The following is a 12,376-nucleotide window of genomic DNA, read 5'->3' on the forward strand; positions in this document are numbered from 1 at the left end:
AACCTATAATCCAATCGGCCTCTTCCTACAGAGGTCGATATATTTTTTACTTAAGAAAGACAGGCCATGATGGCCTTGGGATGGGCCTTATTTATCAACGGAAAATTTCCTCCTTGAAATAATAAGGTTGATTAGCAATATTCATGCTAGGAAAAGGATTTATGTCAAAAATAAAAACACTTCTCACGCCGTTAAACTGCCTACTCGTTTTAAGCGGTGCTTTAATGGTCAATTCGGCAAACGCTGCTGAGGCTTGTGTCGCAGGTAACTGGCAGGTAAATAATTCCATCACGGATATGCCCTCTGTGAAATACCAGACCGAGCACTTTGCCTTCCGCTGGAATAATAACGATGTAAACCGTAATGATGCCGTTGCCGCAGGACAGAAATTGGAACAAATTTGGGATAAGTTTATTAAACAAATTCAGTTCCCCGAACCTTATTGCAAGCAGAGTGTGAAATATAAAGCCAATATTCACATCGATCCCACCTTTGGGCTCAGCGGGGGGGTTGCAGGCGGTGGCAGCATGGGGGTATGGATCGGTCCAGCGTCACTCAAGGATAATTGGGGGCTGGCGCATGAATTTACTCATGCACTACAAGCGCAAATCGGCAGCTTCCGAACCGCAGGAGGAGAAGACTACGTTGGCTGGATTTGGGAATCCCATGCCAACTGGATGACGCACCAGATGGATGAATTCCGCGGTACATCGGCACACTGTTCGGAAATGCAGGTCAACTACCCGCATATTTATCTGGGTTCAACGCGTAACCGTTACTGCAACTGGTCGTTTATGGAGTACCTGAAGAATCGCTTTGGCTATAGCGCTATCAACGATATGTGGTCAAAAGCGCCAAAAGGAGATGAAAGCGGCCAGTCTACCGCCGATCCGCTGTCCGTTCTGCGTACTAACATGGGCTGGAGCCAGTCTGAATTCAACGATGTCTTCGGCGACTGGGCGATGCACAACGTCAACTGGGATTACATCGATCCAGACGGTTTTGACCGTGGTCGTTTTTATCGCACAACCTACGGTGGCTATGGTGCGCTACAACCCAATCAGAATAACGCTGATCGCCTGCTAAGAACCACACCACTTGAGCCAGTTATCGGCGCTAGCACCAGCCTTCGCCGTTTCTCCGTACCGTTCGATCAGGCTCCACAGCAGTTGGGCTACAACATCGTACGGTTGATCCCAGAAAGTGGCGCGACGCAAATCACCGTCAAATTCCGTGGCATGGTGCAGAGTAAATCTGCCATTACTCGCTTCCCTGGGCTGAAAAACGATCCGGCAACCATGCCCCAGCCTAACTCCGACTGGCGCTGGGGGATTGTCGCTATCGGCGCGGATGGCGTTTCTCGCTACAGTGAACTACAGCGCGGTGCATCTGCCATAGTGAAAAACTTCACTATTCGTCAGGACGATCTCGGCATTTACATGGTGGTGATGGGTACACCGTCGCAAATGCAGAAGATCAAGTGGGATCAGGCTTACTATTCCCTCTACCGCTACCCCTGGATGGCTGATTTCACCGGCGTCTGGCCGGAGGGCAGCCAACCTGGCGCACCGAATCCAACCGCTAACGGCTCTCGCCATCCAAACGGCGGTGGCTGGGTATCCAACGCAGCAAATGTTGCCCCTACCGCATACGTTGGGCCTTACGCTCGCGTCATCGGCGGTACAGTGAGGGATAACGCCAGAATTGAAGATCGTGCAACAATTTTGAGCGGGACTGTAGAAGGGCGTGCTGTTGTTAGCGGCTTGACGGTGCTGCAAGGCAATACCGTCGTACGCGATAATGCGCGACTACATACGATCTTCATGGGGCCGGGCGCATTTGAACGCGGCATTGTGCTATCAGGCAATGCGCAGATGCGCGGGGATGCGGAAATTCGCGGCGCTTCCGCGTCGCAGGGTGTGTTCTATGGCTTTATTGATGAAAATGAAGTCAAAAGCAGCGCAGCCGGCGCCTACCTGACCGAAGCCGTGCCAGAAGTGACGGCCGTGCCAGTCTACAGCACGAAGTAATATCACTACAAAAAGGGGGAACCGGTTCAGAACCACGTTACATGGATTCTCGGATCCCCATAAATAAACAGGCCGCCATAATGGCGGCCTGTTTCAGGCATAGCACAGATTCTTAGAACAGTGCGCCGGGCGGTACGTCTTTATAAGTATTCAGGTAAGCCGCCAGCATTTTTTTAAAGAAGTTACGCACTTTTTCACCTTGTTTTGCTTAGCTCATTATTCTAATAACGCGATGGAGTTGCTCTTGCCTTACGTGGCAGTGGGCTGCCTTATGGTGGTGAATTGTACAACCTCTGTTGTTCAAAAGCTAATTTTTAGTGATATGCATCACACAATTAAATTCACAAAGGCTTTCACTCTACCCACCGTCTCCCCACGCTGATTTTCTTTTGTTGCGGATCATTACCCTCAGTGACCACTACGCCGCTGGCTATGCTATGCTCATGATGAAAGACGAAATTTTAGTCACTGTCCGTTATTAATTGAGCGCCATTCACTGTCGGTTAGCACAATTTTTTTGCGCGCAGTCACCACGGTTTCGCCATTGGTTATTCGCTGATGAAGGCCTATTCCGCCCCCCATGGAAACCTGGAAACTTAACCTCTTCTCTGCCTGGCTGGGATGCTTTTTCACCGGGCTGGCCATGAGCCAGATATTACCTTTCCTGCCACTGTACATTGAGCAGCTTGGCGTTCACTCGCACGAATCGCTGAGCCTGTGGTCCGGCTTAATTTTCAGTTCGTCTTTTCTCGTCTCTGCCGCCGTAGCTCCACTGTGGGGAAGCCTCGCCGACCGTAAAGGTCGTAAGCTTATGCTGTTACGCGCTGCACTTGGCATGGCGATCGTGATGTCGTTACAAGGACTGGCGACCAACGTGTGGCACCTGTTCATCCTGCGCACGCTTATGGGGCTGACCTCCGGGTATATTCCCAATGCGATGGCGCTGATCGCCTCGCAGGTTCCGCGTGAAAAAAGCGGCTGGGCATTGGGTATGCTATCGACCGGGCAGATCGCCGGTGTCATTCTCGGCCCCTTATTCGGCGGCTTTATGGCCGACAACATCGGGCTACGCACCGTCTTTTTCATCACTGGCGGCATGCTGTTTACCAGTTTCCTGATTACGCTTTTCGCGATTAAAGAGAGCATAGTTAAGGTCACCAAAGAGAATCGGCTCAGCGGGAAAGCCGTCTTTGCTTCTTTGCCGTATCCGGCACTCATTATCTGTCTATTCATTACGACGATGATGATCCAGATGGCGAACGGCTCCATTAGCCCCATCCTCACCCTGTTCATCCGCGATCTGACGCCCGGCACGGACAACATCGCCTTTATCAGCGGCGTGATTGCTGCCATTCCCGGCGTATCCGCCCTGCTATCCGCACCGCGCCTTGGGCGTTTAGGCGACCGGATCGGCGCACACCGCGTACTAATCACCGCACTGGCGATCAGCGTGCTGCTGTTCCTGGTCATGGCGATGGTACAAAGCCCTGCGCAGCTCGGCATACTGCGTTTTCTGCTGGGCTTTGCCGATGGTGCGCTGATGCCAACCGTGCAAGCGCTGTTGGTCAAATACAGTAGTCAGCAGGTGACAGGCCGCATCTTCGGCTATAACCAGTCATTCATGTATCTGGGCAACGTCCTCGGGCCGTTGGTGGGTTCCGGCGTCTCCGCTCTGATGGGCTTCCGCTGGGTGTTCGTCATCACCGCGTTTCTGGTGTTGTGCAATACGATACAACTCTTTTTCACCTTCAGGAAACCGCGCGGAAAAGGATAGCAACAGCCTCTCTAAACAGCGATATGTCATGAAAACCGCATACTGCATTTCAAAATCAGGCGTGCGGTCACAGAACTGACATATCAATTATCTATGCTCCGACGGTACCTCAATCAAATTGATTCACATCAAAGAGCGAATGCCATGAAACACACGTTGTTAGCACTGCTGGTTGCCGGATTTCTGCCGTTCAGCGCGCAGGCAGAAGGAGAAAAAGTGACACGCTATGTCGTTACCTTCCCAGCCAGCGATCATGTTGCGTATCAGGGCAAATTCGCCCAGAACTTCCCCAACGGTTTACCTGTCGGCATTGGCTCCGGTCTCTATTTTACCGGCAAACAGGGTGATGACCTGATGTTCACCACCGTCACCGATCGCGGCCCGAATGCCGATGCGCCGCTGGTCGGTGAGAAAGAGGCCAAGATCTTTGCCAGCCCCGACTACGCGCCGCTGATGATGGATATTCGGGTCAGCGCGAAAGCCGCCGAGGCGATCAATGCCCGCCCGCTGCATGATGCCGAGGGCAATATCACCGGCCTGCCGCTACCTGCGGACGTTATCGGCACCACCAACGAAGTGGCACTGAATGACGCCCTACAACCGCTCAGCACCAGCCAGCGCGGGCTGGACACCGAAGGGATTACGCCGGACGGCAATGGTGGTTTCTGGCTGTGTGACGAATACGGCCCGTTCCTGATCCACGTTGATGCCAGCGGGAAGATCCTGCAAAAATTCGGGCCGACGCCTGCGGACAACGAACACTCGGTTGCCAGCGGTTTACCAAATATCATCAAATGGCGTCAGCCGAATCGGGGTTTTGAAGGGTTGACCCGCTTGCCGGACAGCACGATCGTCATGGCCGTGCAAAGCACGCTGGATATCGACGGCAAAACCAAAAACAAAGCGCAATTTACGCGCCTGGTGATGTTTAACCCGGAAACCAAAACCAGTCGCATGCTGGGCTACCCCATCAATATCGACAGCTACAAGAAAGCGAAGGATGCCAAAATCGGCGATATCGTGGCACTGGATAATCAACGCATTCTGTTGGTCGAACAGGGCACAGATAAAGATAAACAGATGCAGAACCGCATCTATCTGGTCGATCTCAGCAAAGCGAGCGACCTGACGCCGTTCGATGCCAACGGCAAATCGCCGGAATTTGACGATCTCGCCCAGTTGGAAAAACGCGGCATTACCCTGGCGCACAAGCAGGAGCTGGTGGATCTGCGTAAACTTGGCTGGCAGCAGGAGAAAGTGGAAGGTCTGGCCCTGGTCGATAAGCAAACGCTGGCCGTCATTAACGACAACGACTTTGGTCTGCAATCCGTGCTGCAATCCCCCGTGAAAGCAAAAGATAAGGCGGATGACTATCAGGTTACTACCGATGGAAAACTGACGCGAGATGGCAAGGCGGTAGAGACAACCTTAGCCATCAAACCGTTGCAGAAGCCAGAGGCCGACAACGAACTGTGGGTGATTCATCTGGAACAACCGCTGAAGTAACCTTCTGTGAAATGGCTTCCACCAGAGGATGGCCCCAAAAGTGGAAGCAGCAATTCAGCATGCTCAGGCATGCTCGAACCAGTCGCTATTCTGTTGCGCAATCGGCGTGATCGAATAGCTCATTTCCTGCAAGTGCTCACGAATCGTTTTTTCCGCGCATCAGGGTCGCGCGCTTTCAGGGCGTTAAAAATCAGGTCGTGTTGTTGGATCAGGCTTGGCGGAGGAGAAACCTGACTCAGGCTGAGAAACTCGTGCATCTGCTCATTCTGCACAGCCAATTCCTGCCGACGCACATTGTGCTCCAGCGTCAGCAGGTGTTCATCTGTCACCCTTTCTGCCGCCCGACGTACCATCGCGCGCTGCGGCAGGATCTGCACCAATCCAGCCTCTGCCAGCTTGATAAAAGCCTCTCGGACTGGCTGGCGGGACACATCAAAACGCACAGAAATTTCTTTTTCAGACAGCAGCTTACTGGGGGAATATTGCATTCCACGATGTCTTTACGCAGTACGCGATAAATTTGCTGGTTGACTGGTTCATTGTTGTTGCTCTGAAAAGAGGTGCCCATGACGCTACGTTTGGCAGGTGACAAATACTTCAGCGCTGACAATCTTCACGTTACTTATCCTTCTATGCATGTAGCCATTCGTTTACGCCAACTACCATACAAGTACCTAATAATGATAGTTTGAATCGCCTCACATTGATTCACATCTGTAATATCTATCTAAAACCGATGAACAGCGGGAAGTGAAACTGAATGCAATGAAGGGATAGAAGATGTAGAAAAAATAATATGATACGTCTGTCTAACAGGCAGTACATTGGGGGGAATGAACGCGGAACCTGCGTTCCTTACGGTACATGTCTTGGATATCGGCGTCTTTTGAACCCTGTCTTTTTAATTAACAGAGAAAGCGCCCTACCGAACGGACTCGCTGTAGTCTTGCAAGAAATCCAGAAACAGGCGCACCATAGGGATGTTCGTGCTGCGCTTCAGATAGCTAATCGCGAATGTTCTCTTCAGTTGCTCCTCCAGCGGAATCACCGCGACATCATAAGCGGTCAGGCTTTTCGCGACAGATGAACAGAGGAAGACCACACCAGACAGATTGACCACCAGATCCATAATGATGTCCATATTGCTGCATTCGCGAAAGTAACTGGGGTTAATGCCCTGTCGGGTGAAGGATTCGGAAACGGCGGCATGCTCCCCCGTCCCTTTTTGCGGCACGATCAGCTTTTCTTTTACCAGTTGCGGCAAGCTTAGCGTCGTATTGCCCGCAAGCGGATGCGACGTCGACATCACCGCCGCAATGTCATCAACCTGGCAAATGGTGTGATGAAACAAAGGATCGTTCAGGTATTCATCAAAAGGCGTTGAGAAAGACAGGTGGATCCCGCTATTACGTACCCTCTCCAGTAAATCGATGCTCACGCCATCAATGAAGGAAATATCGATATTGGGGTAGGCTTTCTGAAACAGGTTAAACATATTGTAGTGGGCCAGACGATTGAAAATCGGGATCACGCCAACCAGTAGCGCGCCATCCGTGCTTTCCTCATAGCTGCTGACGAACTGCTCCAGCTCATAATATTCCTTAATCATGCCCTGAATTTTATCAGCAAAGACCTTCCCGAATGGCGTCAGAGAAAACTGTCGCGTGGTTCGGTTAATCAGCTTCCTTTCCGTTTCAAGCTCCAGCCGCGCGATCTCTTGGGACAAAAACGCCTGAGAGATATTCAGCGCTTTCGCTGCTTTCGTGAAACTCCCGACCCGGATGAGTTCCTGATAATAAATCACACGTTTTATACTGAGCATTGTTTTATATTACGCATTAACGGTACCGTCTATATCCTGCCATGATAACAATTATAGGGATTTGTAAATAATCAATTGTGATTAGATGCACATTTAATTAATGAGAAATAACGTTAATAGTAGATATAGTCAACTTATTATAAACGAGGAAATAATTGAGTAGATTAATACGACACAGTCAATATTGTTAAATATTTTTTAGTATTCTCTTTACAAATATGACATCATCACTCACAAACCAAAAAAGTTTACATCTCCCTAACAAAAGGACTTAAGATATGGATTATTTTAAAACAACAAAGATAGGGTTAGCGACCTTGGCAATGATGAGCGCGACGGCAATCAATGCGGCACAGAATCAGCATGAGATCACCGTAAAACAGGAAACCACGTCGGTAAAATTAATTTCGGACGTGGTTTATTCTCAGGTCTCCATGCGTGGTTACCCTAACGTCGCATTAAAAATGGATATTCTTCAACCTGAAGCGAAAAACGCGCTTCCTGTGGTATTATTTATTACCGGCGGCGGGTTCATTAACGCCAATAAAGATAATTACCTGCAACAGCGTCTAAACATTGCTGAAGCCGGTTATGTGGTTGCCAGTATGGAATATCGTGTGGCACCTACCGTTCTTTTCCCCGCGCCGCTGGAAGATGTGAAATCCGCCATCCGCTATCTGCGCGCTAATGCGAAAAAATTCGGTATTGATAGCCAGCAAGCCGCTGTGTTCGGTACCTCTGCGGGCGGCTATCTGGCAGCATTTGCCGGCGCGACAAATGGTTCAAAAGTCTACGATAAAGGCGAACATCTCAATCAAAGCAGCGATGTTCAAGCGGTGATCGACTTTTATGGGTTATCCGACCTCACGCTGGTGGGTGAAGGTTTTCCTGATGATGTTGTCCAGAAACACGCTTCAGCGTCCGCTACGGAAGCTATCTGGGTCAACGGCACATCGGTATTTAATGAAGGCGGCGCCATTACCCGCTATCCCGATAAAGCGGCCACCGCCAACCCGATTAACTTTATCAACAGCGCGACACCGCCGTTCCTGATTATGCACGGTACCAACGATACTCTGGTTTCACCACGCCAGACCGAGAGACTGCATCAGGCGCTGACAGAGAAAAATATCGACTCGACCTACTACAGCGTCAAAGGCGCCGAGCACGGCGGGCCGCATTGGCTGCAACCGGACATCATGCAAATTACCGTACGCTTTCTTGATAAACACCTAAAACCCTGATGCCGGTTTAAAATCTATAGAATAGATTTCTTATTATTTATGTTGCATAAACGTTAGTGTGAAATAAGCACTAACGTTTTTATTTGTTGCGAGAAATCGCTCTAGCCGTTTATACCCTTCTCTACCACCGCATAAAAAAACGTGCGATATGACGCACATCAATTATTCACGCCTATCACATAATGAAAAAATAACAACGCACACATCTATAGCGGAAACGCTATTTCTTAAAAATACAAAAAGAATAAAGAAATAACATTGTATTTATAACAAATCGATATTTGTTATATACGGTTATACAAAAAAATAAACGTGACCAAGCGCACACTTAGATCTTTATTCTCATGCTCCAATAAAACCATAATAGCAACGTGGCTTATTTACTATTTTCATCGTAATGATGAACCGCTGTTTTCCATTAGCCTCAAACTGCGAAATATTAATGTTGGTACTGGATTAATACTGTCTATGAAAGATATAGCGTTCGCACGGCTATCACCTCAATGTGAAGATTTATAATATGGAAGAATTATCTCGCCGTCGTTTTATTGCCTATATGGGAAGCGCGATTGCCGTTAGTGGAAATATCGGTATCGCACGCGCACAGAATGAACCCGAAAAAGCGCAGGGTAAAGTAGCCGTTAAATATGGCTTATTGCATAACGAAATGCGCTGTATCGGCTGCAAAGCCTGTATCAAGGCCTGTAAAGCGACCAATAACGTGCCCGATGGTGTAACTCGGCTGGATATATTGCAAACCGTCGATATTCCCGCTGTTGAAAAAACGCGCGCGATTAAGCAATTTTTCCGCAAATCCTGTCAGCACTGTGAGAACCCGCCCTGCGTTGCCGTCTGCCCAACGGGAGCCTCCTTCAAAGACGCGCTCACCGGGATCGTTGATGTCAACGATAAACGCTGCGTGGGCTGCCGCTACTGCATTGCCGCCTGTCCTTACCATGTGCGTTTCATCAATCCGGTCACGAAGACGGCGGACAAATGTAACTTTTGTCGGCAAACCAATCTGGCCGCCGGAAAGCAGCCCGCCTGCATCGAAATCTGCCCCACCAAAGCCTTGGTATTTGGCGATCTCAACGATCCTGAAAGCAACATTGCCAAGATGATCGCCAGCAACGCGACCTACCGTTCCAAGGTTTATCTGGGCACCGACCCCCAGCTCTATCGTATTCCGGGGAAACGAGGAGTCATCGACAATGCATAACGCTTTCACGTTCGACACGCTGGTATGGGACTGGCCCATCGCCGTTTATCTTCTTCTGGTCGGTATTTCAGCAGGAATGGTCACGCTCTCGATGCTCCTCAGGCGCTACGTTCCCAGCGAATATCACGGCAGTAATCGCGTCATCAAAGCCACAGCCATCGTGGCACCGCTCGCCGTCATTCTCGGGCTGATGATTCTGATTTTCCACCTGACCAAGCCCTTTACCTTCTGGTATTTGATGGTCTTTTACAACCCGACGTCCATCATGTCGCTGGGCGTAATGCTCTTTCAGGTGTACTTCATCGTGATGCTGTTATGGCTCATCACGCTTTATCATGACAGATGGCTGACACAGCTTGAGGCCATCTGGTACCGGCCTGCGCTGACTGCGCAAGCGCGTAAGCTGGCAGCGATGATCGTCAACAAGGCCACATTGATTGAAAACCTGCTGCTGGTGCTGGCAATCCTGCTCGGCTGCTATACCGGCTTCCTGCTGTCTGCGTTGAAATCGTTCCCGCTGTTGAATAACCCCGTTCTGCCCGTCCTGTTCCTGGTATCCGGCACCACCTCCGGCATTGCTGTCATGCTGCTGGCCAGCGCGTGGGGACGCAATACCTCGGGGCATTCACGCTCTTTGCATTTCATCCACCGCGTGGAAACACCGGTGGTGTACGCCGAACTGTTCCTGCTGTTCGCGTTTTTTATCGGGCTGCTACTTGGCGGCGGGCAAAAAGTGGTCGCCGCACAGACCGCACTGTCGGGTTTCTGGGGCGGCGTATTCTGGATCGGCATTATCGGCATCGGCATTGTGATTCCCGCCATTGCCAACGGGGTACGTAAGCCCTCTGCCCACTCCGGCAAAGGGCAACTCATTACGTTAGCTGTCATGAGCCTGTTCGGCGTGTTTCTGCTACGACTGTTCGTGCTTTATGCCGGACAAATGACGGTGGCCTAAATGAATACATCATGGGTCTTGTTCTGGATTGCTTCTGTCACTTTCTTCATGCAATCCCTGGATACCACCATGGTGTATGTCGCCATCCCTGCTATCGCGCAATCGCTACAGCAGCCGACATTACATATGGAGACGATCGTTGTCTCCTACATTGTCACGGTCGTCGCGTTTACGCCAGCCAATAGCTGGTTGGCGGAACGATTAGGGGAAAGAAGAACCTACCAGATCGCGGTCGCTATTTTCACGCTTGGTTCACTGCTGTGCATGACCGCAACCACGCTCGGCAGTTTAAGCGCGTTCCGCTTTATTCAGGGCATTGGCGGTGCACTCATGCTGCCCATCATCAGAACCGTACTATTACGCACCACGCCACAGTGTCTGAAATTGCGCTTCCTGAATCGGGTAACCTTACTGGGATTATTCGGCACGCTGATCGGCCCCGTTGTCGGTAATATTCTGGTTAGCTTGCTCTCGTGGCAGGCGATATTCCTCGTGAATATTCCGCTGGCTGTAGTCTGCTTTTTTCTGGCAAGCCACACGATTCCTGCTGCGCCGCTAAAAGAGACATCTCGCACCGGCGCCTATGAATTAGCCTTTCCCGTTTTGATGTTATTTCTCATGGCGTTCCTGTTAACCACCGCCACGAAAAATATCGTTCCCACGTTCGTCATCCTGTTCCTGTCTTGCAGCACGCTGGGTTTGATTTTCCTTTATTACCGACAACATCTCATCGCTGAAACGACCTTATTCCCCCGCGCGTTGTTTGGCATCAGAACCTTTTCTGTCGGCATGATGGGAGGCATCGCTACGCGAACGCTACTGGCATCAACGCCCGTCGTGCTCTCTCTCATGCTACAAACGACGCAAACCTGTACTCCCGCAGAAACCAGTCTGATTTTGCTGCTCTTTTCCAGCGGTGCGCTGCTGTCAAAATTGCTGTTCGAGCCGCTGGTCAAACGTATTGGCTATCGGCGGCTGTTAATGCTGGCAACCGGCGTCACATCACTCTGTATCCTTGCCTTGAGTGCCGCAGTACAAGAGAAGTCGATGCACCTCATCGGCGTTATCGCCATGATAGTCGGCGTACTCATTTCACTCTTATATTCAGCAGAAAGTACGCTGGCTTTCAGTAATCTGAATAACAGCACGTATCACAGCGGCAATAATCTGCTGACCATTAGCCAGTTACTTTCCGTCATGCTCAGTATGACGCTGACATTTCCGCTATTACGTTTTCTTTCTCAGTTTGAACACCTTTTCAACCTTAACCCTTTCAGCCTGCTGTTCTTATTACTCGGCATTGGTTTACCGATGTGCTGCCTGATATTCAGGCCTCTCAATAATGACGACGGCTATCACTTTATTCATGGGAAATAGCTTCATTTATGGGAAATAACGTGGCTATTCACCGTATTTATTCAAAAACGACGGGAAATATTGATATGAAAATCTGCTCAGGAATCCTTCCACTCTGTCTGCTATTCGCAGTGGGAACCGCGGCCGCGCAAGACGGAAGTTTTAAAGCCGGCACCTATTCCGCCGCCAGACAAGGGATCGGCGGGGATGTCACCGTCACGCTTGATATCGATGCGCAGGGGAAAATCCTTAAATCGACGATTGATGCCCCGGAAGAAACGCCGGAAGTTGGCGGGGAAGCGGCCATCGAACTCGCCAAAACCATGACCGAAAAACACAGCATTGAGGTTGATGGGGTATCCGGTGCCACGATGACCAGCGGTGCGGTGAAAGAAGCCGCGGAAGACGCGTACTCACAGGCTAAGGCGAATTAATACCGTTGGTTCTCCACACGCAAAGTACGGCTGCGT

The 12,376-nt window shown here is 50.3% G+C and carries 10 protein-coding genes and 1 pseudogene; 8 read left to right on the plus strand and 3 right to left on the minus strand.

Annotated features, from left to right (window positions below):
- Positions 1–161: 161 nt before the first annotated feature.
- A complete protein-coding gene (locus O1Q74_RS15745; protein ID WP_271874568.1) occupies positions 162–2,030 on the plus strand; it encodes an Svx/AvrXca family virulence/avirulence protein in 1,869 nt (622 codons plus the stop codon).
- A 112-nt stretch (positions 2,031–2,142) separates the two neighbouring features.
- Here O1Q74_RS15745 and azuC read toward each other — a convergent pair whose 3' ends face one another.
- Positions 2,143–2,199, minus strand: coding sequence for a stress response protein AzuC (gene azuC, locus O1Q74_RS20390; RefSeq protein WP_125176151.1), 57 nt, complete (start codon positions 2,197–2,199; stop codon positions 2,143–2,145).
- 411 nt (positions 2,200–2,610) lie between these two features.
- On the opposite strand from azuC, the gene O1Q74_RS15750 reads away from it, so the two are divergent.
- Complete coding sequence (locus O1Q74_RS15750) at positions 2,611–3,804, plus strand: multidrug efflux MFS transporter (protein WP_271874569.1); 1,194 nt, start codon at positions 2,611–2,613, stop codon at positions 3,802–3,804.
- Between the two features lie 144 nt (positions 3,805–3,948).
- Positions 3,949–5,310 (plus strand): esterase-like activity of phytase family protein, encoded by a 1,362-nt coding sequence (locus tag O1Q74_RS15755; RefSeq protein ID WP_271874570.1) that lies wholly within the window; start codon positions 3,949–3,951, stop codon positions 5,308–5,310.
- Positions 5,311–5,373: 63 nt separating this feature from the next.
- On the opposite strand, the pseudogene O1Q74_RS15760 reads toward O1Q74_RS15755, so the two are convergent.
- Both O1Q74_RS15760 and O1Q74_RS15765 read right to left on the minus strand, forming a co-directional pair.
- Positions 5,374–5,878 (minus strand): annotated as a pseudogene (locus O1Q74_RS15760) (GntR family transcriptional regulator).
- A gap of 354 nt (positions 5,879–6,232) precedes the next feature.
- Positions 6,233–7,132, minus strand: coding sequence for a LysR family transcriptional regulator (locus O1Q74_RS15765; protein ID WP_271874571.1), 900 nt, complete (start codon positions 7,130–7,132; stop codon positions 6,233–6,235).
- Positions 7,133–7,410: 278 nt separating this feature from the next.
- Between O1Q74_RS15765 and O1Q74_RS15770 the strand changes: the two genes are divergently transcribed.
- The 5 genes from O1Q74_RS15770 (at position 7,411) to O1Q74_RS15790 (ending at position 12,340) form a co-directional block, all read left to right on the plus strand.
- Positions 7,411–8,376: an alpha/beta hydrolase gene (locus O1Q74_RS15770; RefSeq protein WP_271874572.1), complete on the plus strand. Its 966-nt coding sequence runs from the start codon at positions 7,411–7,413 to the stop codon at positions 8,374–8,376.
- A gap of 520 nt (positions 8,377–8,896) precedes the next feature.
- A complete protein-coding gene (locus O1Q74_RS15775) occupies positions 8,897–9,595 on the plus strand; it encodes a 4Fe-4S dicluster domain-containing protein (RefSeq protein WP_271874573.1) in 699 nt (232 codons plus the stop codon).
- Positions 9,588–10,550, plus strand: coding sequence for a cytochrome c nitrite reductase subunit NrfD (gene nrfD / locus O1Q74_RS15780; protein WP_271874574.1), 963 nt, complete (start codon positions 9,588–9,590; stop codon positions 10,548–10,550). The genes O1Q74_RS15775 and nrfD overlap by 8 nt, the downstream gene beginning before the upstream one ends.
- Positions 10,551–11,927 carry an MFS transporter gene (locus O1Q74_RS15785; protein WP_271874575.1) on the plus strand — a complete coding sequence of 459 codons (1,377 nt, stop codon included), beginning with the start codon at positions 10,551–10,553 and terminating at the stop codon, positions 11,925–11,927.
- A gap of 65 nt (positions 11,928–11,992) precedes the next feature.
- Positions 11,993–12,340 carry an FMN-binding protein gene (locus O1Q74_RS15790; protein ID WP_271874576.1) on the plus strand — a complete coding sequence of 116 codons (348 nt, stop codon included), beginning with the start codon at positions 11,993–11,995 and terminating at the stop codon, positions 12,338–12,340.
- The last annotated feature ends 36 nt before the right edge of the window (positions 12,341–12,376 follow it).

It is taken from the genome of Pectobacterium sp. A5351 (genome assembly GCF_028335745.1).
GTDB lineage: Bacteria > Pseudomonadota > Gammaproteobacteria > Enterobacterales > Enterobacteriaceae > Pectobacterium.

Bases quoted from the DNA above. Each gene is read 5' to 3' on its own strand.
- O1Q74_RS15745 (WP_271874568.1), top strand. From the start codon at position 162: ATGTCAAAAATAAAAACACTTCTCACGCCGTTAAACTGCCTACTCGTT.
- O1Q74_RS15765 (WP_271874571.1), bottom strand. From the start codon at position 7,132: ATGCTCAGTATAAAACGTGTGATTTATTATCAGGAACTCATCCGGGTC.
- O1Q74_RS15785 (WP_271874575.1), top strand. From the start codon at position 10,551: ATGAATACATCATGGGTCTTGTTCTGGATTGCTTCTGTCACTTTCTTC.
- O1Q74_RS15790 (WP_271874576.1), top strand. From the start codon at position 11,993: ATGAAAATCTGCTCAGGAATCCTTCCACTCTGTCTGCTATTCGCAGTG.
- nrfD (WP_271874574.1), top strand. From the start codon at position 9,588: ATGCATAACGCTTTCACGTTCGACACGCTGGTATGGGACTGGCCCATC.
- O1Q74_RS15750 (WP_271874569.1), top strand. From the start codon at position 2,611: ATGGAAACCTGGAAACTTAACCTCTTCTCTGCCTGGCTGGGATGCTTT.
- O1Q74_RS15775 (WP_271874573.1), top strand. From the start codon at position 8,897: ATGGAAGAATTATCTCGCCGTCGTTTTATTGCCTATATGGGAAGCGCG.
- O1Q74_RS15770 (WP_271874572.1), top strand. From the start codon at position 7,411: ATGGATTATTTTAAAACAACAAAGATAGGGTTAGCGACCTTGGCAATG.
- O1Q74_RS15755 (WP_271874570.1), top strand. From the start codon at position 3,949: ATGAAACACACGTTGTTAGCACTGCTGGTTGCCGGATTTCTGCCGTTC.